At 63.2% G+C, this 26170-nt stretch carries 20 protein-coding genes; 4 read left to right on the forward strand and 16 right to left on the reverse strand.

Going from position 1 to position 26170, the window contains the following annotated elements; genetic code table 11:
• Nucleotides 1-4: 4 nt before the first annotated feature.
• The 3 genes from SJY18_RS07340 to SJY18_RS07350 are packed head-to-tail and all read right to left on the reverse strand — an operon-like array spanning nucleotide 5 to nucleotide 2690.
• The gene (locus SJY18_RS07340; protein WP_396667079.1) at nucleotides 5-1606 is read right to left on the reverse strand and encodes a S8/S53 family peptidase; all 1602 of its coding nucleotides are present in this window, start codon (nucleotides 1604-1606) and stop codon (nucleotides 5-7) included.
• Between the two features lie 21 nt (nucleotides 1607-1627).
• Nucleotides 1628-2089 carry a hypothetical protein gene (locus SJY18_RS07345; RefSeq protein ID WP_396667080.1) on the reverse strand — a complete coding sequence of 154 codons (462 nt, stop codon included), beginning with the start codon at nucleotides 2087-2089 and terminating at the stop codon, nucleotides 1628-1630.
• Nucleotides 2079-2690 (reverse strand): sigma-70 family RNA polymerase sigma factor, encoded by a 612-nt coding sequence (locus SJY18_RS07350; RefSeq protein ID WP_337338946.1) that lies wholly within the window; start codon nucleotides 2688-2690, stop codon nucleotides 2079-2081. The genes SJY18_RS07345 and SJY18_RS07350 overlap by 11 nt, the downstream gene beginning before the upstream one ends.
• A 97-nt stretch (nucleotides 2691-2787) precedes the next feature.
• Between SJY18_RS07350 and SJY18_RS07355 the strand changes: the two genes are divergently transcribed.
• The gene (locus SJY18_RS07355; protein ID WP_337338945.1) at nucleotides 2788-3555 is read left to right on the forward strand and encodes a GMP synthase; all 768 of its coding nucleotides are present in this window, start codon (nucleotides 2788-2790) and stop codon (nucleotides 3553-3555) included.
• Here the strand turns inward: SJY18_RS07355 and SJY18_RS07360 are convergent.
• From SJY18_RS07360 to xylA, 7 genes are all read right to left on the reverse strand, one after another.
• The gene (locus SJY18_RS07360; RefSeq protein ID WP_396667081.1) at nucleotides 3509-4315 is read right to left on the reverse strand and encodes a TspO/MBR family protein; all 807 of its coding nucleotides are present in this window, start codon (nucleotides 4313-4315) and stop codon (nucleotides 3509-3511) included. The genes SJY18_RS07355 and SJY18_RS07360 overlap by 47 nt on opposite strands.
• 73 nt (nucleotides 4316-4388) lie before the next feature.
• Entirely contained in the window at nucleotides 4389-4883 is a 495-nt protein-coding gene (locus SJY18_RS07365) for a glutaminase (RefSeq protein WP_396667082.1), read from the reverse strand.
• A gap of 11 nt (nucleotides 4884-4894) precedes the next feature.
• The gene (locus SJY18_RS07370) at nucleotides 4895-6097 is read right to left on the reverse strand and encodes a cation:proton antiporter (protein WP_396667083.1); all 1203 of its coding nucleotides are present in this window, start codon (nucleotides 6095-6097) and stop codon (nucleotides 4895-4897) included.
• Between the two features lie 51 nt (nucleotides 6098-6148).
• Entirely contained in the window at nucleotides 6149-6901 is a 753-nt protein-coding gene (locus SJY18_RS07375) for a GTP pyrophosphokinase family protein (RefSeq protein ID WP_337338941.1), read from the reverse strand.
• A 44-nt stretch (nucleotides 6902-6945) separates the two neighbouring features.
• Nucleotides 6946-7782, reverse strand: coding sequence for a transposase (locus SJY18_RS07380; protein WP_396667084.1), 837 nt, complete (start codon nucleotides 7780-7782; stop codon nucleotides 6946-6948).
• A gap of 43 nt (nucleotides 7783-7825) precedes the next feature.
• On the reverse strand, nucleotides 7826-9133 hold the full coding sequence (xylB, locus tag SJY18_RS07385; protein WP_396667085.1) for a xylulokinase: 1308 nt from the start codon (nucleotides 9131-9133) through the stop codon (nucleotides 7826-7828).
• Between the two features lie 48 nt (nucleotides 9134-9181).
• Nucleotides 9182-10369: a xylose isomerase gene (gene xylA / locus SJY18_RS07390; RefSeq protein ID WP_396667086.1), complete on the reverse strand. Its 1188-nt coding sequence runs from the start codon at nucleotides 10367-10369 to the stop codon at nucleotides 9182-9184.
• A gap of 110 nt (nucleotides 10370-10479) precedes the next feature.
• Here xylA and SJY18_RS07395 point away from each other — a divergent pair, with 110 nt between their 5' ends.
• Nucleotides 10480-11658, forward strand: a complete 1179-nt coding sequence (locus SJY18_RS07395) for an ROK family protein (protein ID WP_396667087.1) — start codon at nucleotides 10480-10482, stop codon at nucleotides 11656-11658.
• Here SJY18_RS07395 and SJY18_RS07400 read toward each other — a convergent pair.
• From SJY18_RS07400 to SJY18_RS07415, 4 genes are all read right to left on the reverse strand, one after another.
• Nucleotides 11647-12921, reverse strand: coding sequence for an ROK family protein (locus SJY18_RS07400; RefSeq protein WP_396667088.1), 1275 nt, complete (start codon nucleotides 12919-12921; stop codon nucleotides 11647-11649). The two genes, SJY18_RS07395 and SJY18_RS07400, sit on opposite strands and share 12 nt — an antisense overlap.
• Before the next feature lie 17 nt (nucleotides 12922-12938).
• Nucleotides 12939-13943, reverse strand: a complete 1005-nt coding sequence (locus SJY18_RS07405; RefSeq protein WP_337338935.1) for a sugar phosphate isomerase/epimerase family protein — start codon at nucleotides 13941-13943, stop codon at nucleotides 12939-12941.
• Between the two features lie 48 nt (nucleotides 13944-13991).
• Entirely contained in the window at nucleotides 13992-15149 is a 1158-nt protein-coding gene (locus tag SJY18_RS07410; protein ID WP_396668893.1) for a Gfo/Idh/MocA family protein, read from the reverse strand.
• Nucleotides 15150-15266: 117 nt separating this feature from the next.
• The gene (locus tag SJY18_RS07415; protein ID WP_337338934.1) at nucleotides 15267-16316 is read right to left on the reverse strand and encodes a substrate-binding domain-containing protein; all 1050 of its coding nucleotides are present in this window, start codon (nucleotides 16314-16316) and stop codon (nucleotides 15267-15269) included.
• 229 nt (nucleotides 16317-16545) lie between these two features.
• On the opposite strand from SJY18_RS07415, the gene SJY18_RS07420 reads away from it, so the two are divergent.
• Nucleotides 16546-18063 carry a sugar ABC transporter ATP-binding protein gene (locus SJY18_RS07420; protein WP_396667089.1) on the forward strand — a complete coding sequence of 506 codons (1518 nt, stop codon included), beginning with the start codon at nucleotides 16546-16548 and terminating at the stop codon, nucleotides 18061-18063.
• Nucleotides 18060-19109, forward strand: a complete 1050-nt coding sequence (locus SJY18_RS07425; RefSeq protein WP_396667090.1) for an ABC transporter permease — start codon at nucleotides 18060-18062, stop codon at nucleotides 19107-19109. The genes SJY18_RS07420 and SJY18_RS07425 overlap by 4 nt, the downstream gene beginning before the upstream one ends.
• Before the next feature lie 102 nt (nucleotides 19110-19211).
• Here SJY18_RS07425 and SJY18_RS07430 read toward each other — a convergent pair whose 3' ends face one another.
• Together SJY18_RS07430 and SJY18_RS07435 are read right to left on the reverse strand one after the other, a co-directional pair.
• Entirely contained in the window at nucleotides 19212-19778 is a 567-nt protein-coding gene (locus SJY18_RS07430; RefSeq protein ID WP_396667091.1) for a hypothetical protein, read from the reverse strand.
• A 77-nt stretch (nucleotides 19779-19855) separates the two neighbouring features.
• The gene (locus SJY18_RS07435) at nucleotides 19856-25984 is read right to left on the reverse strand and encodes a ThuA domain-containing protein (protein ID WP_396667092.1); all 6129 of its coding nucleotides are present in this window, start codon (nucleotides 25982-25984) and stop codon (nucleotides 19856-19858) included.
• Nucleotides 25985-26170: the final 186 nt, after the last annotated feature.

The raw sequence follows: 26170 nt of genomic DNA on the forward strand, positions 1-26170 counted from the left end.
GAATCTACAAGGGCTTCTCCGCCGCTATCGCGTCAATGGTCTTCGTGGCGAACGCAGCGCGATCCGTGGCATCCGCAGACCAGCCCGAAGTGCTCGCGATCGCGTCGAGGCGAGCTGCCAAGGCTCCGGCCACGAGCGGTGCCGCGAACGAAGTGCCGCTCCACACGGCGAACCCGCCCGTGAAGTCATCGGGATCGATGCACTCCCGCTCCTGACCGTGTGCGTCTCGCCGTGTGACCGCTTGCGCGCCGCCGTTGAAAGCAGGGAATGTCGAGATGACCGCAGCGCCGCGCGCATAGAGGTCGACCCACTTCGCGGTGTTGCTGAACAGCGAAACGGTGCGCCTATTCGGGTTGCATGCGCCGACCGATACGAGCGGCGCCAGCCCGGTTTCGCCGGGAAACGCCGCAGGGAACATGGGACGATCCGTCGCGTCATTGCCCGCGCTGCAGATCACCGCACAGCCCGCGGCGTTGATCTCCAGCAGCAGCGCGCGCAGACCATCGCTGAACAGCACGTCGTCGGGCGTCTCGTGGTAATACCCCAACGACAGGCTGAGCACGTCAATTCGGCGACCTCCCGCGATGCCTTGGGCATCGCGCAGTACCAGTTCGGCGACTTGATCGAGTGCGTCAATGAGATCGGACTCGATCACGCGTCCGAGACTGTCAGCGATGCGCGGGGTGAGAATGGTTGCTTCGGGGCACGCCTGCAGGATGATTCCCGCAATGAAGGTGCCGTGGCCCGAGATCGGATCGATCTGACCGTCGAGGGGGCCGACGAGGTCGGCGTTCACCTCTGGGTCATCGGCGGCAGCCGTCTTTCCCACGGCCACGCCGTCTACCTCGACCCGGCGCTCAACGACGCCGCCCTCGAACCAGTCGTGCTCACCGCACCCGGTGTCGAGCACCATGACGGTTGGGCGAGCGATTTTTCGCGAGCGTGCACGTGCTGGGCGCTGCCCTACCCAGGCGACCGGCTGACGCCCGCCGTATCCGGGCAGCGAATAACTGCCAAGCCCCGTGCTGGCCGGATTCGTCGAGGTAAACGGGTTCGTCGACGTGAACGGATTCGTCGAGGTAAACGGGTTCGTCGACGTGAACGGGTTCGTCGAGGTAAACGGGTTCGTTGACGTGAAGGGGTTCATGCCGATGGGGCCCACGGTAAGCAGGTGGTCAAGGCTCACGCCGCTCAGGTCTACGCCCGCCGCCGCCGCGGCACGCAGCACCGTCCAAGCATCGGGAGCTTCGGCGCTGCCGGTCGCCACAATCGCCAGTCGGGTTACGGCGGGCTGGTCCGTCGCAGCACGCCGGCGCGCGGTCCGCGCAAAACTCACGACACCGAGCCGCGGCACGAATTCCACCCCGGTGTCACTCATCACCGCGCCGAGTGCTTCGGCCACTTCTTTGGGATCCCGACCCGCAGCGACCAAGAGGCGATCGGGAACATAAACCGTGGGAAACACGTCTTTGTCGCCCGAGTCAGCCGACGGATTCAGCACCACTCCGAGGGGTTTGATCGCCTCTTCTCGCCGCTGCCAGCTTGCTCCGCTCTCGTGCTCCACTTTGTGGTCGCCTTCGCCATCTTGGTCGATCGGTCGTGCCATCGCGCTCTCCTTGCCGTAGGGTCACACCTCGAACTGGGGTGTGCGGTAATCGTGGCTGTGATCGCTCTCGACGACGAGGCGAAGATGACAGAGCCCTGCCGGCACTTCACCGAAGGCAAACCGACCCTGCTCGCCCGGGTCGGCCTCCCACTGGCGGTCTTTCTGCACCAGCAGAATGGTTTTCACCGCGCCATCCACCCAGCCGTCAACCCGGCGCCCACCGTTCTCGGTCGTGCTGACGTGCACGAGCACGCTGGTGACGCCATCGCTGAACTGCAGCGTCGCCGTGTCGGTGTCGCTGCGCACGGCGGCGCGCGATCCTTCGACCAGGGTCAACATCGCATACTCACGCGACAGATCTGACGACGCAACAGCGGCGACCATCTGATCGATCAGCTCCGCCGGCATAGGGTCGTGCTCAGCCCACAGCACACGCAAGCGCGCAAAGAGTGCAGCATCCACTCCGAAGCTTTCAGCGGCCATCACGGGCTCCTTCCCATCCGGCACCCTCAAGCAGGGCGCGGAGTTTGCCGAGGCAGCGTTGGCGCGTGGGGCCAATCGAGCCCACGGGCATAGCCAAGTCTTCGGCGATTCGTGCGTAGTCAGGTCGTTCTTCGAAGGCGACCACGCGCAACAGTCGCTGACAGCGCTCGTTGAGCATCGTCACGGCAGACCACAGTCGGCGAGATTCGTCTGCGGCTACCGCATCGTGTTCGGCGGATTCGTGAACCGGAAGCTGTGTTTCAAGAGCGGCTGACTCGGTCGCGTCGGCCTGTCTGTGCTGTTTGCCGACTCGCCACGCCTCCCGACGCGCGCACATGGTCAGCCATCCCGAGACGGCGCGGGCATCCATGATCGATTCGTGCCGGCGCACCAGAGTCATCCACGTTGTCTGCACGACGTCTTGAGCAAGTGCGAAGTCGAGCCCATATGCGCGCGCCACGTGCCACAGGGTCGGCGTCATCAGCCGAACCAGCTCGTCCATCGCTCGCGTGTCACCGCCGCGCCACCGCAGAAAGAGTGACGCAGCACGCTCCCACCTCGCTGGCTCGGCGGCGTCGACGGGCACGTCGGGATGTGTCATAGCGCCCATTGTGTCCACACCTTGCATGAGCATGGAAGAGGCATCGTGATACATGACGCGCAAACGGATTGGTCTTCGACGTTTTAGACTGGCCCCCATGACGTCCGCGCCGTTGCTGTATGTGTGTGTCCGGCCGCAGCAGGGAGCCGCTGCCGCCGAATACGAATCCTTTCGCAGCGCTATGCAACTTGCTCCCTCGCAGCTTCACCAGCATGACCTGGTGCGCACTCCGTTTTCGCACGACATCTTCGATCGCTACAGCGGCTTTGTCGTCGGTGGCAGCCCGTTCAATGTCGCTGATCCCGAGCCGACGAAAACCGAAGTGCAGCTACGGCTCGAGAAAGACCTCGAGCACCTCGCCGCTCATACCGCCGCCGGTGATGGCCCTGCCGCCTTGTTCACCTGCTACGGCATAGGTGTCGTCACCCGCATGTTGGGCGGCGACGTGACTCGCGCTTTTCCTGAAGACACCGGACCTGTCTCTGTCGAGTTGACCGCAGAAGGCCGAACCGACCCCGTGTTCGGCGGGCTGGCGAATCGCTTCACCGCTCTCACCGCGCACAAAGAAGGCACGTCAGCGGCTCCAGGCGGGGCGGTTCTGTTGGCACAGAACGACGCATGCCCTGTACAGGCCTACCGCGTCGGCGAACGCCTGTACACCACACAGTTTCACCCAGAGCCAACGTCAAAGGCATTCACGGAACGCATGGCCGTATATCGCGATGATGGCTACTTCGATGCCAGCGCCTTCGATGAAATCGCGGCACGGGTGCTGTCAGCGTCGATCACCGAACCGGTGCGCTTGCTGCGAACCTTCGCTAAGCAGTTTGGACCGAGCGCGGCTCTCGCAGACCCCGAACAGTGAACGCGATGCCCACCACGAGAATCACTGCGGCAACCACCGCGGCGGTGTAGCCGATCGCGAGGCTTTCGGGCTGATCTGTGATGCGGGCGACCGCAAGCCAGGAAAGCCCCCAGGCCAGAGCGAGCGACGGTGCAAGGCGCTTGCCCGCCCATGAGATCGCCACCCCGATCACCGCGACGACGGCCAGAACAGTCATACCCCACACCACGGCGTGGTCTTCCCAACTCGCCGGAAGGTTCACCGTCAGCCAGGCGGTGACATTGGCGACCGTGGCGAGCGTGACCCAGCCCAGGTGCAATCCGGTGACGCCATCGATCAGGATGCGATCCACCCAACCCGTCGAAGGCGACAAGACAATCGCCCGTCGAAACGTCACCGCGAGCGCGGCCAGCAGCGCCACGATTCCGATCACGGTGAGCACAAGAGTGGTGAATTGGGCGAGCACCAACCACACTCCGTTGAGCACCATCGTCAGAGCGATCCACCAGCCGAGAACTCGCTGGCGCTCATTCGCTCGTTGCGAGGGCAGCGCCTGCCACACCGTGTAGGCGAACAGACCGACGTACACGGCCGTCCAGATTGAGAACGCGGAGCTCGCCGGAGCAAGATACGTCGCATCAGCGGCGAGCGCGCCGTCTTGCAGCTCTTGCACCGGGGTGCCCCCGAAAACGCCGACCCCGACCATGGCCGCGATGATCATGAAAACAGCAGCGCTGATAACGGAAATCTGCCGCACAAGGTCTTTCGCCGAACTCTCCATGACTACACCGTACAAACGCCGCTGGCCGCATGCCACCCGCTTGACACTCCGAGTGGAGCGTGGCATTCGCGCGCTACGTCGCTCCGCCCGGCGGGTTGATCAGCAGATCGACCCTTTCGTCGAGGTATCTGTGCAGTGGCATCCACCCGCCGCGCGGATTCCATCGCACGCTGATGACGCCGTCGACCAGCGCGAGAATTGAGGATGCTGATTCAGCCGTCGGTGCGTTGAGTTCTAGCGCACTCCACCCGAGATGCACCGGCGTGCCCTCGCTGAATCCACCGCGGTAGGCGGCCGCAGCAAGCTCCGAGCGGTGCCGCTGAGACTCCGCTGTGTAGCCGCGGGGGGCGTCGTGGCGTGAGCGCACGATCTCGCCGGTAGCCAGCAGTGCATCGTCGGTCAGAAGCAGCACCCCCAAGTGCCACGCGGTTCCGCGTGCGATGACCTTGGGGGCGCGCGCGATACCCAGTATGCGTCGCGGCACGACGATCTCGCCGAGAGCCTCCTTGGGAGCATCGATCAGAGCCCGGCGTGCACCGGTGAGCAGCTCATCAGGTGTCGCACTCACCGCGTCTGCTCTCAGGCTTCGTTCTCAACAGGGGCATCGGCGTCGCGCGACACTCGGTCGCCGTGCATCGTCATCGCGATAAGAGGGAACAGCAGCACAGAGAGCATGCCAGCGCCGACGAGCACCGACGCTGCGCCGCTTGACAAGATCTCGGCATCGACGCCGATGGCCGTGACAGCGACGATGATCGGCAACCCTGTCGCTCCCATCAGGGCGATCGAGAGTCGCTCAGAGAACTTGGCGCCCTTCGGTGCCACCAGCATCGACGGCAGGCCGCGAATAGCAAACAGCACCAGCAGCGCGACCGGCACGAGCAGGGCGAGTGTGGGGTCGTCGATCAGCGCTTCCAGATCGAACGTGACCCCTGTGTAGATGAAGAAGATGGGCACCAGGAAGCCGAAGGCCAGTCCCTCGATCTTGCTTTCCACGGCATGGCGGTCTGATTCACTCGCTTCGCGCATGATGAGGCGCCACAGCACGCCCGCGGTAAAGGCTCCGAGAAGCATGTCGATGTCTAGTGCGATGCTCAGTGCGACCATGGCGCTGAGGATCAACAGCACCGTCCTGACTGCGAACTGGCCGGATGTGTGCAGCGACGAGCTCACGAACTCGTGCAGTCTGCCCTGCGGCACCCTCATCGCCCACCACACGGCGAGAGCCGCAATGATGGCGAAGCCGAGCAGAACGACGGTCGAGAGCCCGGGCTCCCTGCCGCCGAGAAAAATGGAGATCGCGATCAGCGGGCCGAACTCACCGACAGTTCCGAGAGCGCTTGCCGCCATACCAAACGGCGTCTTGAGCTCACCAGCATCACGCAGAATCGGCAGTAGTGTGCCCAGCGCAGTGGTCGACAGCGCGATCGCGACGATCATCGCGCCCTCACCGGGCATCAGAACCCATCCAAGACCGAAACCCACAGCAAGGCTCATAATCCAACCCAGCCATGCCATTCGGCCCGTTCTGCCACGCAGAGTTCCCGCCTGTATTTCGGTACCCGCGACGAAGAAGAGCATGGCGAGACCGAAATTGCTCAGCGCCGAGATCAGCTCAGATTCCTGAATCCAGCCCAGCAGGCTCGGCCCCATCAGGATGCCGAGCAGCAGTTCGAAAACGACCAATGGAATGCGCACCCACCGCCCCAGGCCTCGTGCCATCAGGGGCGCCATGACCGCAAGAAAGGTTACGACCACAAACGAGGTATCGACGTCATTCACGCCGTTCAGCGTACCGGTGAGTGCGCTGCGCGCTTGCGTACGAGCGGTTTTTCAGACGCGGGTCGCGCGGGCCGACATCCGAAGCGGAGAAGTCATCGGCGGCGGCTCCTCGGTCGCTGCCGGCATGCCACCACCTCGAATCTCATGATGGAGCCCCTCCATGCGGTTGTCGAGTTCCGCGGCAGTGGTGGCAGCGTCTCGCAGGTTATCGAGAAGTTCTTGGGGCACGTTGCTGTCGTATTTGTAATAGATCTTGTGCTCGAGACTCGCCCAGAAGTCCATCGCGATAGTACGAAACTGCACTTCGACCGGCACGTCAATGCGCCCCGTCGACAAGAAAACGGGCACCTCGACGATTGCGTGCAGGCTCTTGTATCCGTTCGGCTTGGGCACAGCGATGTAGTCCTTCACCGAGAGCAATCGGATGTCGTCTTGCGCCGTCAGCAGATCGAACAGACGGTATACGTCAGCCACGAACGCGCAGGTGATTCGTACCCCGGCCACGTCATGCACATGATCACGGATGCTGTCGAAGTCAGCTTCGATGCCCTTGCGGGCAACCTTCTCGACCAAGCTGTCGGCAGACTTCACGCGGCTTGAGACGTGTTCGATCGGGTTGTAGTCATGCATCAGCTGAAACTCGTCGCGCAGAATGCTGATCTTCGTCTCGATCTCCTGCAGCCCGAAACGGTACTCGAGCAAAAAACGCTGCAGGTCGTCGCGCAGGCTTCGCAGGGCAGCAGGCGAAACGGTGATCTCGTCTGATTCAGGAGGAATCTGCGGCAGCGTCGAGGGAATCGGCATGGTGCAACGCTAGGCAATGCGCTTACGAGAGCGCTGTGAGTCGACTACAGATCGTCGAGGGACGCTCGGGCTCGGTCTGCGATGCGCTTCGAGGTGAGAGCGGTTTCGGCGGCGGCCGCATACTCGTGCTCCAGCTCTTCGATCGTCTTTGCGATCAGGCCGGCCTCTGCTTCCCGCTTCGCGATATCTGCACGCAGGTCGTCGATTCGCTCGCGAACATGATCGGCGCGCTGGCGCGCTTCAACCCGTCGCGCGCCAATCTGGCCGAGCGCTCGCGCGGCCTCGTTCGCGACCCGGTCGGCATCTCGTGCCGCTTTCTCTGCTGCTTTGCGCGCGCGTCGCTCGGCGAGGTCATCGACGACCGCCGACGCTGCTGGCGCGGTGCCGGGAAGTGAACCACCCACCGAATCGACTGAGGGTGCTGCGCCGCCTGCTTCAAGAGGCGTGACCAATCGCGCGGTGCTCACAGCAGCTGCGGCGGAGGCGTCCAAAACTGCGGCGTTGATGGTCTTCTCGATGTCGGCAAGAGCAGCAGGGCTTACCGAAACTCCCTGTTGCTGAGCCAGATTGACCGCGCTGCGGGCCAGAGCAGCCACCAGCGCACGGCGCTGCGGAGCGAGCAGCGCAAGCTCGGCGGCATCCAGATCATCTTGAGCTTCTCGAAGGGCGGTGGCGAGTGCCAACGCTTCATCGAGCTGGCCGGCTCCGACGAGCAGATTGACGGCCCACGCGGCCACCGTGGGCTTGCGAAGCCCCTTGATTGCTCGCGCAAGCGCCCTCGGAGCCGTCTGCGCGCGAGCGTTTCGCTCAGCGGTGAACTGGTCAGGCCGCAACGCGTAGAGTTCTGCGGCGACGTCATCGAGGCCGCTGTCGGATGACATGGCCCTATTGTGCCTCGAACTGCCTCGCAAGAAGGTGCGCGTCTCAGCTGGACGCCAACACGTTGGCCGCCTGCCGCGCAGCACCAAGTGCGACATACTCGCCGGGATCGGGCACCTCGACTTCGAGGCCCAGCACGAGCGGTGCGATCTGCCGTACCGCCTCCGACTGTGCGCCTCCGCCGACAAGAAGCGCGCGTTCAAGTGGCACGCCGAGTGCACGCAGGGCATTCAAGCCGCCAGCCAGGCCCGTGAGCATTCCCTCAACGGCCGCGCGGGCGAGGTTCTCGCGGGTGGTTGATGCCAGCGTCATACCAGAAAGCTGCGCTGTCGCATCGGGAAGATTCGGAGTCCGCTCCCCCTCGAAATACGGTACGAGCGCCAAGCCGCCAGCGCCCGGCTCTGCCTGCAGAGCCAGCCGGCTGAGCTCAGCGTGATCAACGGCGAGCAGCCGACCGATCGCATCCAGCACGCGCGCCGCGTTCAACGTTGCGACGAGGGGCAAGAAGTGTCCGGTGCAATCGGCGAAGCCCGCGACGGTGCCCGTGGCATCGATCGTGCGTTGCTCGCTCACCGCAAAGACGGTGCCGCTCGTGCCGATCGATACGATGACGTCGCCCACGCCCGCGCCGAGACCGAGCGCTGCGCCCGCGTTGTCTCCCGCGCCGGGAGCCACCCGGCGTCCCGCGGCATCCACCACGAACTCTTTCGGGCCGAGCACCCGAGGAAGCACGGCGTCGCGTCCGAGCGCTGCCGTCAACAGTTCGCGATCGTATCCGTCGGTGACCGGGTTCCAATATCCGGTTCCTGAGGCGTCCGAGCGATCGGTGACAAGCTCTTCGAGCACCGGGCCGAGTTCTGACTCCGCCGCCGGGCCGTATCCTCGCAGTCGCCACGTGAGCCAGTCGTGCGGCAAGGCGATGGCGGCCACTCGGGCGGCGTTCTCGGGTTCATGATCACGCAGCCAGCGCAGCTTCGTGATGGTGAACGACGCCACCGGCACCAACCCGGTGCGTTGGGCCAGGGCGTCGGCACCAAATTCAGCGATCAGATCGCGAGCGGCGTCTGCCGATCTCGTGTCATTCCACAGCAGAGCAGGCCGGATGACGTTTCCCTCGTGGTCAAGAACAACCATGCCGTGCTGTTGTCCGCCCACCGACCATGCGGCGATGTCGTCCAGACCGCCCGCATCCGCGACAGCCGAGCCGAGCGCCTCCCACCAGGCTGATGGATCGACCTCGGTGCCGTCAGGGTGCGAAGCCCGTCCGTGGCGCACGATCTCGCCCGTCACGGTGTCGGTCACAAGCACCTTGCAGGACTGGGTCGACGAATCTACTCCCAATACGAGCGCCATGGCTCTCTCTTTCACTTCGGTAGCGCGTGCGAGGCCCTGGTTGTGCCGCTAGCGCGCGCCGAGCAGGTGCTCTGCAGCGAGCTGTTGCAGGCGCACGAAGCCAAAGCCCTTGCCGCCGACATACTCGTCTGCGTTGAAGTCTTCGTAGGCGGAGCGATCCGCGACGAAATCGTCGTAGGTTTCACCCTCGCCAAGAGTCGGCACAGAGAGCTCGTACACCTTGGCTGCCTCCAGCGCTTCTTGCACCTCGGGGTCGGCGCGGAAGGCGTCTGCCCGTTCCTTGAGCAAAAGATACATCCGCATGTTCGCGGCTGCAGATTCCCACACACCCTTCTCGTCTTCGGTGCGGCTGGGCTTGTAGTCGAAGTGGCGCGGTCCGTCGTAGGCCGGTCCGCCGTCAGGACCGCCATGCTCAAGCAGATCCACGAGGGCGAACGCGTTGTAGAGGTCACCATGACCGAACACGAGGTCCTGGTCATACTTGATGCCGCGCTGACCGTTGAGATCGATGTGGAAAAGCTTGCCGTGATAGAGCGCCTGGGCGATGCCCGCCGCGAAGTTGAGTCCCGCCATCTGTTCGTGACCGACTTCGGGGTTGAGGCCAACGAGCTCGGGACGCTCAAGCGAGTCGATGAAAGCCAGCGCGTGTCCCAGGGTCGGCAGCAGGATGTCTCCGCGCGGCTCGTTGGGCTTGGGCTCGATGGCGAAGCGAATGTCGTATCCCTTCTCGGTGACGTAGTCACCGAGAAAGTTGACGGCTTCGCGGTAGCGCTCCAGCGCCTGGCGGACGTCTTTCGCAGAGTCGTACTCTGCGCCTTCACGACCTCCCCACATCACGAATGTCTTGGCGCCCAGCTCGGCTCCGAGGTCAAGCTGACGAAGCACCTTGCGCAGGGCGAAGCGGCGAACGTCGCGATCGTTCGAAGTGAAGCCACCGTCCTTGAAGACCGGCGCCGAGAACAGGTTCGTCGTGACCATCGGCACAACCAGGCCGGTGTCGGCGAGAGCTCCCTTGAGGCGATCGATCTGCTTTTGACGCTCCGAGTCGGTTGAGCCGAACGCGAAGAGGTCGTCGTCGTGGAAAGTCAAACCATAGGCACCTAGCTCCGACAGTTTCTCGACGGCGTGCACGACATCAAGCGCTGGGCGCGTGGGACCGCCGAAGGGATCGGTTCCGTTGTAGCCGACCGTCCATAGACCGAAGGAGAACCTGTCGGCGCGAGTGGGGTGATTCATGGGTGCTCCTCATTGAACGTAATAAGTTGTTCGATACAACCTATCGTACGAACCCCAGATTCGCGAGTCAAACGACAAATCCTCCCAGCCGGTTCATCTATGGTGAGATCATGAGCGAGATCGGGCTGAACGGCGAGGAAGTACGCCGACAGAATCTCGCGCATTTAGTGCGACTGCTGCACCGTGAGGGACCGACCTCGCGGTCGCGGTTGACCGAAGCTACCGGCCTCAATCGGTCGACCATCGCCGACCTCGTAGGCGAGCTGAGCCGCCGCGGCGTGGTGGAGGAGCAAGCACCCACGGGTGCTCATCGCGTGGGTCGTCCGTCACTCGTCGTGCGTACGCGCGGAAACTGGATGGCGATCGCCGTCAACCCCGAGATCGACGCTGTGACCTTTGGTGCGGTAGCGCTCAACGGCGTGGTGATCGCTCGCGAGCGTATCGAAGTCGCAGGAGCACCCACACCCGAAGCCACCGCGCGCATGATCAACGAGCAGATCGAGCTGTGGAAGGCCGGGCCGCTCGCCGACGCACGAATCGTCGGCATCGGCATCGCCGTACCAGGCCTCGTTCGCAGCCATGACGGACTTGTCAGAAACGCGCCCCACCTGGGCTGGCATGACGTGCCGTTGCGCGATATCGTCGGCGAGCTCACACAGTTGCCGACCGTGATCGACAACGACGCGACCCTCGGTCTCGTCGCGGAACACCTCTTCGGCGCTGCCAAGGGCGTGGCTCACGTCGTATATCTCAACGGCGGCGCGAGTGGTATCGGTGGTGGGATCGTTGTGCACGGACTGCCCGTACGCGGCGCGAGCGGCTACGCGGGCGAGTTCGGCCAGAACCGACCGGGCATTCTGGCCGACGCCGACCGAAGGGCACCCAACGGAGTGCTCGAAGACGAGGTCAGTCGTGCCCGCCTGCTCAGTGTTGCCGGCCTCAGCAGCGCCGATGAACCCACGCTTGCACACGTGCTCACGCACGCCATCGGCGACGCGGCCGGCGATGAGATTGCAAGACAACGCCGTATTCTGGCTACCGCGCTGGCGAACGCGGTGAACGTGCTCGACCCGCAAGTGGTCGTCTTGGGCGGGTTCCTGGCTACGCTGGCTTCGACCGACACCGTGGGACTGGCGACGTTGGTGCGCTCCCACGCGATGAACGAGATCGGAGACGATTTCGAGCTCAGAGTTGCTGGTCTCGGCGAGGATCGTCTGCTCATCGGCGCTGCCGAAGCTGCCTTTGCACCTTTGCTGTCTGACCCCGCCGCGCTAGCTTCAGAGCTTTAGAGCCGGCCGACTCTCAAGGTCCGACGCAATCGCCCCGTCCACGCGCTGCTGACTGGCGGGGTCGTCGACGAGCGGTGCGAACACCAACTCCGCCGCACCGATCAGCAACAGCCCATCGCCAAGTTGCGTCGCCGCGAGACTCACCTCTTCGCGCGCCCCGGGCAATGACGGACCGATCCGGTCGGTCAGCGCCGTCTCGCCCGCGGCAAGAAGAATCGCCGCCAGGTATCCACCGAGCACCAGTTGAACCGGGTTCAGTGCATTGATGATGGTGCGAAACGCTGTCGCGAGATACGGAAGCTGGCGGTGAAGCTCACGCCCGCACGCCGATTGTGGATGGTGCCACGCGTCAGAGACGAGCGCGTTCATCTCGGCTGCGGTGGAGGGTCTGGCGCCAGCGGCAGCGATAAGGCGGTCCAGTCGAACTTCGGTTTCGAGACATCCCACGGCACCGCAGTGGCAGCTCGAACCCATCGAATTGACGAGCGTATGCCCGAACTCTCCCGCGTGCCCGCCACTGCCGCGAATCAGCTGCCCGTCGATGACGATGCCGCTGCCGATGCCGCTCGCGCCGCCGTTCAGGTAGACGATCACGCCCGTGCCGCTCGCCGCACCGAAGGCCACCTCAGCCAAGATGCCGCAGTTTGCATCGTTGGCCCCTACCACGGGTAGACCGATCTTCGCCTCGAGCATCGCGGCGACGGGCACGTCGCGCCAGTCGAGGTGTGGTGCCAATAGCACCCGCCCGTCAGCTTCTCGCACGAGGCCGGGAATTGCCAGGCCGACGCCCACCGAGCGCAATCCCAGCTGGTCGGGCCGCATGCCCTCGATGATCGCGCCGACGATGTTCACGAACTCAGCAGGAGTCGGGATGTGGTCGTTTGCGTAGCGCACGCGATGCACCACGCGCCCGCCAAGCGACACGAGCGCCACGTCGATCGTGTCTACTTCGGGGTTGACCGCGATCGCAACGGTCTGTGTCGACGCAGACACCGCGGCGCTCGGACGTCCCACTTTGCGGGTCGGTGTGGCGGCGTGCGCGTGCACCAGTCCGCGCTCCTGAAGCTCTGCTACCAGACCGCCGATCGTGGAGCGATTGAGACCGGTTGCACGAGTGAGCTCCGCGCGAGAGAGGGGTCCAGAGCGGTGCGCGAGAAGGAGCACTTGCCGCAGGTTCTGGCGCCGGATCTCGTCGACCATCGTGCGTGATGCGGTGCCGGAGGGAACTTTGCCCTCCTCATGCACCGCATCACGCTCGGGCACTGTCTGATGAACCGAAGTCAGGCTTGCGAGAAGGCTGCGTCGAAAGCAGCTTCCGAAGGCACGTACGTCGAGAGTCGGCGCATGAATGAGAGTGCTTCTGGCGCTCCGACCAGTCGATCCATGCCAGCATCCTCCCACTCAACCGAAAGCGGGCCCTCGTATCCGATCGCGTTCAGCATGCGGAAGGAGTCCTCCCACGGCACGTCTCCGTGCCCGGTCGAGATGAAGTCCCACCCACGCCTCGGGTCGGCCCACGGCAAGTGCGAAGAAAGTCGCCCGTTGCGACCGTTGCTCAGGCGAACCTTGGTGTCTTTGCAGTGCACGTGGATGATCTTGTCGCGGAAGTCCCAGAGGAAGGCCACGGGGTCGATCTGCTGCCAAACCATGTGGGAGGGGTCCCAGTTGAGGCCGAATGCTTCCCGGTGACCGATCGCCTCGAGCGCGCGAACAGTCGTCCAATAGTCGTACGCGATTTCAGACGGGTGCACCTCGTGCGCGAATCGCACTCCCACCTCGTCGAACACATCGAGAATGGGGTTCCACCGATCGGCGAAGTCCTGGTATCCGGCGTCGATCATCGCATCAGACGCGGGTGGGAACATCGCCACGCACTTCCAGATCGACGATCCGGTGAAACCCGTGACAATCTTCGCTCCGAGCTTGGCGGCGAGCCTCGCGGTGTTCTTCATCTGCTCGGCTGCGCGCTGACGAACGCCTTCTGGGTCGCCGTCCCCCCAGACTTCATCCGACAGGATGTCGCGGTGGCGCTGATCAATCGGATCGTCGCAGACCGCTTGCCCCTGGAGGTGGTTGGCCAGTGCGTACACCGAAAGCCCGTTTCGCGCGAGCGTGTCGAGCTTGCCCTGGACGTATTCGTCATCATCCCACCGCGAAGGATCAAGATGATCTCCCCAGCACGCGATCTCGAGGCCGTCGTAACCCCACTCGCCAGCGAGTCGAGCCACCTCCTCGAAGGGAAGATCCGCCCATTGCGCGGTAAGAAGAGTAATCGGTCGAGCCATGTCGCTTGCCTTTCGTCGTCGAATCAGTGACAGGAGAGTAGCCGGCGGTCAGCCGACGGAAGTCCAACGGCCGGAGTCATCAGAGCTGCGCGTCACGGCGTCAAGAACGTGCTGAACGTGAAGTCCATCGTCGAACGACGGCGACGGTGACACGCCATCGTGAACGGCTGTCACGAAGTCGACGACCTGGTGCGAGAAGCCGTGCTCGTAGCCGAGCATATGCCCGGCTGGCCACCATGGCGCAAGATATGGGTGTTCGCTCTCAGTGACGAGAATCGTGCGGAAACCCTGCTCTGTGGAGGGCAAGGTCGCGTCATAGAACTCAAGCTCATTAAGGCGCTCGAGGTCGAAAGCCAGTGCGCCCAGCGACCCAGAGACTTCGATGGTGAGCGAGTTCTTGCGGCCGGTGGCGAAACGGGTTGCCTCGAAGCTGCCAACCGCAGAGAAGCCACCCTCGGGAGCTGCGAAACGCCCCGAGAACACGGCGACGTCGTCGACGTCAACGGTGCCGCGCTCGGTCGATGCGGTGCCCGACAGCCCGATGCCTTCGCCCAGCAGGGGCCGTTCGGTGACGATGGTCTCGAGCAGGCCCGACACCTTCTCCACATTCAGTCCCGTGATGTACTCAGCGAGATCGACTGCGTGGGCCCCGATGTCGCCGAGGGATCCGGAACCGGCGCGGTCTTTCTGCAGGCGCCACGTCATGGGCCCGTCGGCATCCATCAGCCAGTCTTGGCGATAGGCGGCCCGCACCTGGCGAATATCTCCCAACCGCCCGTCTGCAACAAGCTGGCGCGCGAACGTGGTCGCAGGAACGCGCCGATAGGTGAACCCGACCATCGACCGAACGCCCTTCGCGGCGGCGCGCTCGGCGGCATCTCGCATCGCCAGCGCTTCCTCGACGGTGTTGGCGAGCGGTTTCTCGCACATCACGTGTTTGCCCGCATCGAGCGCGGCAATGGCGATCTCGGCGTGCGAATCGCCCGGGGTGACGATATCAATGATGTCGATATCGTCGCGGGTGATGACCTCACGCCAGTCGCTGGCAGCCTCGTTCCACCCCCACTTGTCTGCGGCAGCCTGGGCGGCCTGAGCGTTGCGCCCAACCAGAACGGCCATCTCGGGCTGCGCTGGCAGATCGAAGAATCGGGGCGCCACTCGCCACCCCTGGGAGTGGGCGGCGCCCATGAAGCCGTAGCCAATCATGGCGACGCGAAGTCTCTCAGTCACGTTTCTCTCCATCGAGTATTGGGGTTTCATCGCACTGGGCGAGTGCCCAGCATAGTGGGGGCCGCGTTGACCGCGGCCCCCACTATCGTCGGGTCAGGAAGCGAACGCGAGATCGATGTACTGGTCGACATTCTCCTTCGTAACGACCGGTGCGTCGAGCACGATGCGGTTTGGCACGCTCGGCGTGATCAGATCGCTCATCGTCTTGCCCTGTGCGATCAGACGCGCAAGGGCGATACCGTCAGCAGCCTGAGTGGAGGGGTAGATGATGGTGGCCTTGAGGACCGAGTCATCGGCTTCGATGAGTTCCATCGCGTCGCGCGAGCCGGCACCACCGACCATGAAGAACTCGTCACGACCTGCCGAGTTGATCGCGGCGAGGACGCCGATGCCCTGGTCATCATCGTGGTTCCAGATGGCATCGATCTCGGGGTTGGCCGACAGCAGCTGAGAGGTCACAGTTTCGCCACCCTGAACCGTGAAGTCTGCGGCAACGCGAGCCGAGACTTCAAGGCCGCAGTCATCAAGAGCCGCTGCGAATCCTTCGGAGCGATCCTGGGTCAGGGGCAGGGAGTCGATGCCAGCGATTTCAGCAACGATTGCGTCGGGGTCGTCCCCGAGCTGCTCACAGATGTAGGTGCCAGCGCTGACTCCCATTCCGTAGTTGTCGCCGAGCACGGTGGTGCGAGCGGCGAAGGGACTCGAGAACTCACGGTCGACGTTGATCACCGGAATACCGGCGTGCATCGCCTTGATGGCCACCTCGGTCAGCGCCGCGCCATCGCTGGGCAGCAGCACGATTGCGTCGACGCCATCGTTGATGAACGTTTCGACAGCGGCAATCTGAGCCGTCACATCGTTGGTGCCTTCTGCGAGCTGCAGCTCTACATCGGAGTAGCTGTCGGCTGCGGCGATGGCGCCAGAGTTGATGGCGCCGAGCCAGCCGTGGTCGGCAGCCGGACCCGAGAAGCCGATGGTGACGGTCTCGCCGGCCTCAGCATTTTCTTCGGTAGTGGTGCCCTGGTCTACGACTGACTCGTCTTCGGCCGTGGAACCGGTGCAGCCGGCCAGCAAAGCGATCGCCGCTACCGAGGCTGTGGCGCCCCAAACCATTCGTCGCGCGAGGGAACTCTTGATTGCCATGAATCTCTCCTTTGAGGTGATGCAATGTTGCATGAGTGTGGTGCTGTGTCGCCGGCGATCCGTCGGGAACGGTTCACTCGAATTGGCGTTCGCCACAACATAACATCACTTCAGTTGCCATGTCTAGCGTTTTTCCGCCGCCGCGTGTTTGCGCGCAATCCGCGTAACGACGCGGCAACAACCCGAAGAAACGGGTGCGGATGTGCCCCCAATCTGTTATGTTGCGGGAATGATCAAAGTCGACCACGAGGTAGTCCTCAACGTCCGAGGGCTGTCGAAGTCCTTCGCAGGCGTGCGCGCTCTGAAACATGTAGACCTGGAAGTACGCGCTGGCGAAGTGCATTGCATTCTCGGCCAGAACGGTGCGGGCAAGTCCACAATCATCAAGACGCTGGCAGGCGTGCATCAGCCTTCCAGCGGCGAGATCATCTGGCTGGGAAAAGAGACGCAGATCGAGTCTCCACTCGACGCTCTCGGCCTTGGCATCGCCACGATGTACCAGGAGCTCGATGTCGTCGACGGGCTGACCGTGGCGGAGAACATCTTCCTGGGGCACGAGCTGCAGCGCGCGGGGTTCACTAAGCGCGCCCAAGCCAACCGGCTGGCCAAAGAGCTGATGAAGCGGCTCGGGCACAGCTCACTATCGCCCAACACCGAAGTGGGAACGCTGAGCGCGGCCAACAAGCAGATCGTCAGCATGGCGCGCGCGCTCTCTCACGATGTGAAGCTCATCATCATGGACGAACCTTCAGCGGTGCTTGACAGCGAGGAGGTACAGAATCTCTTCAGCGTCGTTCGCGAACTGACCTCCGCCGGAATCGCGGTGGTGTACATCACGCACCGGCTAGAAGAGATTCGCGAGATCGGTGACCGCATCACAGTCATCAAAGACGGACGAACCACAGCGACATCATTGCCGGTCGGAGATACCCCCACAACAGAGCTCATCCGGTTGATGACCGGCCGCACGGTAGAGAACGTGTTCCCCCCTGCCACCCCGATCGCCGCTGACGCGCCCGTGGTGCTGGAAGTGCGCGACCTCGCGCTCGAAGGATGCTTCGAAGATGTGTCATTCAGCGTCCGAGCGGGTGAGATCGTCGGCCTCGCCGGGCTCGTGGGATCAGGCCGCTCCGAGATTGTCGAGACCATCTACGGGGCCCGGCGAGCGACATCCGGAACAGTGCATGTGGGAGGCAAGCAGCTTCGACGCGGTTCGGTCGTAGCCGCGGTCAACGCGGGAATCGGGCTCTCGCCCGAAGAGCGAAAGAGCCAGGGGCTTGTGCTCGAACAGCCCATCTATGTCAACGTGACGCTGTCGTCAATCAGCCGGTTCGCCAAGAACGGATGGCTGCGAGAAAATTCCGAACGCAACGTGGCGCGCGAACAGATCGAAGCGCTTGATTTGCGCCCCGCTGACCCCGATCGCGCTGCGATCACGCTGTCGGGTGGAAACCAGCAGAAGATCTTGTTGGCGCGCTGGCTCGTCCACGGCACCGAAGTGCTGCTGCTGGATGAACCGACCCGGGGTGTTGACGTGGGTGCGCGCACCGAGATCTACGCACTCATCCGTCGCCTCGCAGCCGCAGGCAACGCCATCGTTGTCATCTCGAGCGAGATCGACGAGGTGCTCGGCTTGGCCGACAACGTGCTCGTCGTCGCCGAAGGGCGCGTGCTCGACACGATCCCCGCTTCACAAATCGACGAGCACGGAGTGCTCGACCTTGTTATGAAAGGAACTGCCGCGTGAGTCAGCAGACACCCCCGGGCGTGGAGTCCACCGACCCGGCGACCACCACCACGGTCACCACAACCGAGGACACACCGATCTGGCGAAAGGTGCTGGGAAGCTCCACCGGCCGCAACATCGGCCTGATCGTGGCGCTCGCGCTCATCTTCGTCACGGGAGCAATCACCGCAGGAGACAGCTTCACAAGCGTGAACAACATTCTTGTCATCCTTCGACAAGCCTCCATCATCGGAGTGATCAGCATCGGAATGACCTTTGTGATCATCTCGGGAGGCATCGATCTGTCGGTGGGCTCGGTGATGGGTTTGGCCTCGGTGGTGGCGACCCTCGACGTGATGCAGCACTTCGTCGATCAGACGCATTGGATCCTCATGGTCGTCGTCGCTATCGCGGTGGGCATCGTTGCCGGCATCATCAACGGAGTGGTGATCGCCTATGGCAACGTCGTCGCGTTCATGGCGACGCTCGCCATGCTGGTGGCCGCCCGCGGCCTCGCCGAGATTCTCGCGGAACGTCGTACGCTCACTGTTGACTCCCGTGACTTCATCGACTTCATGAACGCTGACTTCCTCGGCGTCGACATTCTCATCTGGATGTTCGCGCTGGTCGCGCTCGCGGGTTGGCTTGTTCTCAACCGCACCACCTTCGGGCGGCGCACGGTGGCAATCGGAGGAAACCGCGAGGCGGCGCGTTTGGCAGGAATCAATGTCAAGCGTCACACCGTATGGCTGTATGCGATTGCGGGTCTGAGCGCCGGCATCGCCGCGGTCATGATCCTCGGACGCACGACCGCTGGCACCTCGACCCATGGCACGCTCTATGAACTCGACGCGATCGCTGCGGTCGTTGTGGGTGGAACACTGCTGATCGGCGGCCGCGGAACCATCGTCGGCACGGTGTTCGGCGTTCTCATCTTCGCCACATTGTCGAACGTGTTCGTTCAGAACAACCTGTCGTCTTCGGTGCAGGCGGTAGCGAAGGGCATCATCATCGTCGTGGCGGTGCTGCTGCAGCAGCGCTTCGCAGCACGGGGCGCTCGAGAATAGGTTCGCGCCGACGAAAGCGGCGCCGGTTGCGAGAGTCATCTCGCAACCGGCGCCGCTTTCTCGTACTTGCTACAGGCCGTTTGAACAGGGCGCGGTCGGCTCTCAGTGACGCCGCCGCACCCGCACCATTAACAGCACAGCGGCGACTCCAGCGACCAGCAGGCCGCCGAGAACCGAGATGATGAGCAGGGCGTTGTTGCCGGCGCCGTCGGCACTGTCTGAGGCTTCGACGACAGGAGCACTCGTCTCGACGTCCGCCGGCTCGGCGCCAATCGGTGCCGCCAGCGGTTCGACGTTGACCTCGATCACGGCATGCGCCACTTGGGGAGTGGTCGTCTTTGCCGTCACGGTCCACTCGCCCTCTTCGAGGATTGGCTCAGGAGTGACCCACCGCCCGATGCCTTCGCTGGATGACACGAGTGATACCGGCCCCACCGTCGTACCGTCGGCAGCCACGGCCGTCACCACGGCGTCCATGATGGCCTCGACAACATGCGCGTCGCGCGTGTAACGCGCAGATACCGTGAAGCCCCCAGCTCCATCATGAGACACCTTGAGCTCGTAGGGCCCGCCGTGGGCTGCAGCGCGGGTGGGGAGCACCGCGATTGCTATGATCAACACCGCGATCAGCACAAGAGCGATGCGTCGTGTGAAAAGGGATAGAGTCATCGACTGTCCTCCATAGGTTCTTTGACGCGTATAGCCGGGTCGCATAATGCGACCCGGCTATACGCTGCGTTCAGGTGTTAGTAGCTGCCGAGGTCTTGCCAGACGCTCGCGCCGGGAGTTGCGTTGCGGGTCCACCACTTCGCTTTCCAGACGTGACCGTTGTGAGCAACAACCTCACCGCCGGTGTACACCCACGATGCGGTCCACTCACGAACACCCGTGCCTGCTGCCGGCACCAGGTCACCCTGTTGCATCCACGAACCCGTCGTTGACGTACCCGGCTCACTGTTGCGCGTCCACCACTGCGCCACATACGTGGCCCCGTTATACGTGACTTCGTCACCGGTGTTGTAGACCACGCTCGCATCCCACACCGGCGCTGCCGGAGCAGGCTCCACCAGAGTGAACATCAACTCGGTGGTGTTGCCCGCCACATCGAACACCACCACAGTGTTCTCACCCAACACCGCACCAAACGCGCCCGGAACAATACCGTTCACATCCGACCACTTCGCGTTAGTGAGATCCTTCACCGTCCCGTTGATCTCCACCCGATCAACCAGACCCGCATCAAACAACTTCAGGCTCAACTTCTCATACCCCGAAGCCGCATCACCGATCGTGAACGCATCACCAGACTTCACCGTCACCGTCGGCACCGTGGCATCAATCGTGAACGACACCACACCCGTCGACGAGACATTCCCCGCCACATCCGACGCGTTGTACTTCATCGAATACGAACCATCCGGCAAAGACACCGTCGCCGAGTGCGAGAACTCCGTCGCCCCATCCGCCACAGACTGCGTGCTCTTCACCAGCAACCCATCCTTATAGATGTTCGCGACAACACGATGCAGCCCCGCGTTATCGGTCGCATCCACCTTCACCGACAACTCCTGGAACGGACCAGCCGTCGAAGGCGACACCAACACCACCACCGGACGCTCAGTATCAACCTCGGCGACCTCTGGCACCTCGATCGAGCCCTCGTCTGAGGTGTTTCCAGCCTCGTCCGTGGCGCGGTAGGTGATCGTCTGCGCGTCATCGCTGAGTTCCACGACTGCGTCATACTCGATCCATTCGCCATCGTCGAGGCGGTATTGGATCGAGGCGATGCCGCTGGTGGCATCTTCAGCAACGAGACCGATAGTGCGCGGTTGCGCATCAAGATCCGTTGACGCTTCGATCTCGGGAGACGTCGCGTCGATCTTGAACGAGACCTCATCGTCGACCGGGTCGACTTCGGGGCTCGATGCGCGGTATTCGACGGTGTGCTCGCCGTCATCCGTGACCTCGATGGGAGCGGTGTATTCCACCCAGCCCGAGCCGTTGACGTTCACCTCGCGGTAGACGCTGCTCTCGCCGCCGCCAGTGACAGATACTTCAACCGTCACGGGCCCGGTGTACCATCCGTCAGCGCCGCCAGCCTCAGCCGGCGCGAGCGTCGAACTGATCTCCAGCGGGTCGATCGCAGCATCCTCGACTACGTGGAAGTAGTCGAAGCGTGCAGTGCGCGACACTGTCCCCTGGCTGGAGTTGCCCAGCGCGTATACGCCGACCTGTCCTTCCGCTGCGGGAGCGTTGGTCATGACATTTGACATCTCGATCCAGGTGTCTCCGTCGGTGCTGTACGAGCCGCTGAACGTGTCGCCTGCCTTCGAGAGTCGAAGCCACACGTTTCCGTCAGTGGACAAGCCGGTGACAGTAGCCTGCGGGGTCTGAATCGCGCCGCCGATCTCGCTTCGCATCTCTAGATTGCGCACGACTGCCGAACCACCAGCGTTGGTCGACACGAGGTCGATCTTGACGTAGTTGTCGTCATCGCCGAGGACGATCAATCCTGCCTGCTGATACCGGCGGTCGAGTGCCGAAGCATCAACCTTCGTCTCAACCGTCCATTCCTCACCCGGCTGATCCTGCACGATGAAGTTCGGCGCGCCGGTTGCGCTGGTGTAGATGTCTTCCGGCGTGGTGTCGATCTCCAGGTGTCCATCCGAGACTCGGAACCCCTCGGGCTCCGGATCCACCACTGTCCAGCGGCACGTGTCAAGTGCGTCGCCGTCGAACTCGTCGTTCGGTGTGGCTGCGCTTGCGGTGTCGTCGGGGGTGATGTGGAACCAGTCGAAGTGTGCGTCGACGACCTCGCGTGGCGAGTTCGAGTTTGCAAACGCGGCGAGGCCGATGCGCGGATTCTCGATGCCCGCCAACTGCTTCGTCTGCGACATCATCGTGAAGTCGATGCCGTCTGCCGAGTACCACGCGTTAAGGCTGGTGCCGTCACTCGTGAACCGCACGAAGTAGGTCTCGGGGAACGCCGCACCAAGGTTGCCTGTGTTGGACGCTGCGACCTCGTTGGTCACGCCCGCCTCTTCCCGAATGAACTGGAAGATGCGCGTGCCGGTGGTGTTTCGGGCTTGAAGCACCATCTTCGCGTAGTTGTCATCGTCGCCGTAGACGATCAGGCCAGCCTGCTGGTACTGCGCCGTAGCCTCGAAGGTGACCTTGGCGGTCGCCTGCCAAGCGCCGTCAGGCAGCTCCTGCAGGATGATGTTCGATGCGTCTCCGCCTGCCCCGTTGATATCGGTCTTCGTCGCGGGGATGACCAAGTGCCCGTCTTCAACAACCGCTTCCTGGTTGAGGCGAACGTTGCTGTCCCACCGGTCCGTGTCGAGCGCTTCACCGAGGAAGTCATCCGAGCGGCCCGAGAAACATACGCCCACGGCAGGCTGCTCAACGGTGATCGTCACCGACTCTTCGCTGGTGGCCCCCGTGTCGTCGGTTGCCCGAACGGTCAGAACGTACTGTCCGGCCTGCGTGTAGACGAACTGCTGCTCGCCGTCACCTTCGAAGAAACCGTCGCCGAGTCCTGCGTTCCACTCGAGCGTGACCTCACCACCTTCAGGGTCAATCGCTGAAGCCGTCGCATTGACGGTCAGCGGCGAACTGCCGGTGGTCTGATCTGCGTCAAGGGTGATGACGGGCAGACCATTGGCGTCAACCCCAGCGCCCACCCACTCGAAGTAGTTGACATTCACCTTGCCTGCTGTGAGCACGAAGTACAGCGTGCCCGTCTCAGTCGGCAGGTCTTCAAGGTCGACGTCGAAGTAGCGGTAGCTCTGCCATCCGCCTGTCGAAGTGAACGGAATCGTCGCGAGCTCTTCGCCATCAGGGGCGTTCCAGCGCATCGAGATGCTGCCCGAACCGTTGGGAATAGCCAACCGTGCGCGCACGGAGTCAATGCCCTTGAAGTTGATCGGCTCGTACGACCACCAGTCGCCGACATCGACGTAGGAAAGGTTCATTCCGCCGCCGGTATCTTCGGTCGTCTCGGTACGAACACCGTCGCTGCCGTCGAGGTTTGCGGTATCTGCGAAGAACTCAGCCTCGAGGTACTTGGGCGTCAGCAGGTTGGTGCCATACCCGGTCAGCGGAACATTCGCTGCGCCACCGTCGTCGGTGTAGCGCACGTCGACGACCCAGAACAGTTTCTCGGTGATGCCGTGGCCACCATCGCGACCTGTCGGGATGCTTCCCTCACAGCCGCTGAGCTGGCCCATCGGGTGCTGGTGAGAGTCGTGCCCCAGTGCCGGCAGCACTTCGATCTGCGAGCAGTCGATCTCGCCACTGCCGTCAGGATCGTCAACGACGACCTGGTACGCGACTTCGTCGCCCCATTCGAAGAATCCGCCGTTCTCGGGGAACACGATGTTCACCGTCGGTTCAACGTTCCCGACCACGAGGTTGATCGAAGCGATCGCAGACTGGCCTTCAGCATCCGACACTGTCAGCGACGCGGTGTACTCGCCGTAGCCGGTGTAGGTGTGCTGCGGGTTCTGCTCGTCAGTCGTGGCGCTTCCGTCACCAAAGTCCCAGAGGTATGTGATCGCTTCACCTGAGGGGTGGCGTGAGCCTTCCGACGAGAACTGCACGGTGAGCGTCTCTTCCGACCCGTTTGTCTTGTCGGCCGTTGCGCGAGCGATCGGCGACGGGTTGCCCTTGACATAGTCGATTCGGTACACGCCCGAGCTCGAGTTGTTGCCGCCGAATCCCTGGCCCCAGTCGATCACGTATAGCGAGCCGTCGGGTCCCCATTGTGCGTCCATGACGCGATAGAACCCGTGGTCAGGATCGAGGATCCCGGGAAGCATCCGCGTGACCCCGACGATTTCGGAGTGCAGCGGCGCTTCGGCGGTGTCTTCATTCATCGTGATGCTGAAAGCCTCACCGAGGTTCCAGTCGCCGAAGAATGCTTTGCCATCCCAGTACTCGGGCCACTTCGTGTCGGAGTCGAGCTCAGGATCGTAGGCGTAAACCGGTCCGCCCATGGGAGCACCGGTGTAGCCGGCCGCGCCAATCTCGGGGAACGGGTTGTCGTTGGCGTTGCGCACACCCCAGTACTCAGGGGTGATCACCGGGGGCAGCTCACTGAGGCCAGTGTTGCCCGGGCTGTCGTTGACGAGCGCGTTGGGGTCGAACCGTTCGCCAGACGTAGATGTCTCAAAGTCGTAGTCGATGTAGCAGGTCTCACCGGTGCAGTACGGCCAGCCATAGTTGCCGGGCTCATCGACAATGTTCCATTCCGTCGTTGCAGCTGGCCCGCGGCTGGCGTTCGAACTGCCCGAGTCGGGGCCATAGTCAGCGACGAGAATGTTGCCGCTGAAGGGGTCCAGTCCGATGCGGAACGGGTTGCGGAAACCCATCGCATAGACCTCGGGGCGAGTCTGATCGTTGGTATCAGCGGCCTCATCGAACAGGTTCCCCGCCGGAATCGTGTAGGTTCCATTGTCTTGCGGGGTGATGCGGATGACCTTGCCTCGAAGATCGTTGGTGTTTCCCGAGGTGCGCTGGGCATCCCACGCCGAGCGCCCGTCGCGCTCATCAATGGGCGAGAAGCCGTTCGAAGCGAATGGGTTGGTGTTGTCGCCCGTCGCCAGCACGAGGTTGCCGTCGAGATCGAAGACCATGTCGCCACCGGCGTGGCAGCATTCGTCGCGCTGCGTCGTGATCTTCAGCAGCGTCTGCTCCGAGGTGGGATCGAAAGCGTCGATCGCACCGTCATAGGTGAAGCGCGAGATACGGTTGTGCGGGCCATCTTCTGCCGACACCGAAGACGGCGACCAGTAGACGTACATCCAGCCGTTCTCGGCGAAGTCGGGGTCGAGCACCGCGCCGAGCAGGCCATCTTCGTTGCCGAGAGTCACGCTCAGGGTCAGCGCTGTGGTGCGCTGCTGAGTGTCGGCGTCAATCCGCTGAATGCGACCGTTGCGCTCGACGTAGAACACGGTGCCGTCGTCTGCGATCTCAAGTGACATCGGGTTTCCGGTGTCGTCCGCAAGGGTCACCAGCTCATAGCTGTCAGACTGCGATGCGCTGCAGTCTGAGTCGACGACACCGGCCGCGGTGCGCACGCCCTCGAGCACGTGCGTGAGGAAGTCCGGCTCCGCGAAGGCTGCGTCGGTGTGACCGCCGGCGGTGTACCAGGATCGACCGCCGTCGTAGACGTTGCACCACGCGATGGGGTGATCATCTCCCATGCCACCGTTGTTGTAAGACGACTCGTCCAGCGAGAGCAGCACGTGCACGTCGTCGCGCGGGTTGGTCTGGAAGTCGTACCACTCATCGAAGCGCGCCCAGGTGTCTCCGAGGTGAGAGGTGGATTCGTGCGCGTGGTCTTCGACCTCGATGACCCCATTCTGCTGTGCGGGGTGGCCTTCGAAGTATGCGCCGACGAGACCCTCGTACCACTCCCAGCCATACTCGGTGTCGCTTGCCGCGTGAATGCCCGCGTAGCCACCGCCCGCCTGAATGTAGCGCTCGAAAGCGGCCTGTTGGGTCGTGTCGAGAACGTCTCCGGTCGTGGAGAGCCATATGACGACGTCGTACTGCTCGAGGTTCTCATCGGTGAAGGCCGCCGCGTCTTCGGTGGCCTCAACGGTGAAATTGTGCTCGACTCCAAGTTGCTCGACCGCCGCAACCGCCGTCGGGATATTCCCGTGCCGGAAGGCGGCGGTCTTGGTGAAGAGGAGCGCACTGAATTCGGGCGTTTCCTCGACGGCGGCGGTGAGCGCATCACCTACGCCCACGAGTGTCACCTCATCGGCCTGTGCGGGCGCGACCGACATCATGGTCAGGGGGAGGGCGATTGCGGCGCTGGTCAAAAGCGCGAGGGCTTTCGATCGGCCGCTTCGTACTGCTTTGTACACGGGAATCCTCTCGGCGCGTCGCAACTATGCGACCTTGCTCGGATTGCACAACCGCCACCTCGTCGCGACGGTTCTCTACTCTTGCGAGAGTAGAGACCCTGTTTGTTGTTTGTCAAGATTTAATTGCCGGATTTCTCACCCTGACTACCCCCGGCAGCGCGAAGATCCGGATATTTGGGGGAAGGC

Source organism: Microbacterium sp. R86528 (assembly GCF_044596335.1).
Lineage (GTDB): Bacteria > Actinomycetota > Actinomycetes > Actinomycetales > Microbacteriaceae > Microbacterium > Microbacterium marmarense.

Excerpts from the sequence above, each read along its gene's own strand:
- SJY18_RS07340 (WP_396667079.1), bottom strand. The coding sequence starts at position 1,606 with ATGGCACGACCGATCGACCAAGATGGCGAAGGCGACCACAAAGTGGAG.
- SJY18_RS07345 (WP_396667080.1), bottom strand. The coding sequence starts at position 2,089 with ATGGCCGCTGAAAGCTTCGGAGTGGATGCTGCACTCTTTGCGCGCTTG.
- SJY18_RS07350 (WP_337338946.1), bottom strand. The coding sequence starts at position 2,690 with ATGACACATCCCGACGTGCCCGTCGACGCCGCCGAGCCAGCGAGGTGG.
- SJY18_RS07355 (WP_337338945.1), top strand. The coding sequence starts at position 2,788 with ATGACGTCCGCGCCGTTGCTGTATGTGTGTGTCCGGCCGCAGCAGGGA.
- SJY18_RS07360 (WP_396667081.1), bottom strand. The coding sequence starts at position 4,315 with ATGGAGAGTTCGGCGAAAGACCTTGTGCGGCAGATTTCCGTTATCAGC.
- SJY18_RS07375 (WP_337338941.1), bottom strand. The coding sequence starts at position 6,901 with ATGCCGATTCCCTCGACGCTGCCGCAGATTCCTCCTGAATCAGACGAG.
- SJY18_RS07380 (WP_396667084.1), bottom strand. The coding sequence starts at position 7,782 with ATGTCATCCGACAGCGGCCTCGATGACGTCGCCGCAGAACTCTACGCG.
- xylB (WP_396667085.1), bottom strand. The coding sequence starts at position 9,133 with ATGGCGCTCGTATTGGGAGTAGATTCGTCGACCCAGTCCTGCAAGGTG.
- xylA (WP_396667086.1), bottom strand. The coding sequence starts at position 10,369 with ATGAATCACCCCACTCGCGCCGACAGGTTCTCCTTCGGTCTATGGACG.
- SJY18_RS07395 (WP_396667087.1), top strand. The coding sequence starts at position 10,480 with ATGAGCGAGATCGGGCTGAACGGCGAGGAAGTACGCCGACAGAATCTC.
- SJY18_RS07405 (WP_337338935.1), bottom strand. The coding sequence starts at position 13,943 with ATGGCTCGACCGATTACTCTTCTTACCGCGCAATGGGCGGATCTTCCC.
- SJY18_RS07410 (WP_396668893.1), bottom strand. The coding sequence starts at position 15,149 with ATGATTGGCTACGGCTTCATGGGCGCCGCCCACTCCCAGGGGTGGCGA.
- SJY18_RS07415 (WP_337338934.1), bottom strand. The coding sequence starts at position 16,316 with ATGGCAATCAAGAGTTCCCTCGCGCGACGAATGGTTTGGGGCGCCACA.
- SJY18_RS07420 (WP_396667089.1), top strand. The coding sequence starts at position 16,546 with ATGATCAAAGTCGACCACGAGGTAGTCCTCAACGTCCGAGGGCTGTCG.
- SJY18_RS07430 (WP_396667091.1), bottom strand. The coding sequence starts at position 19,778 with ATGACTCTATCCCTTTTCACACGACGCATCGCTCTTGTGCTGATCGCG.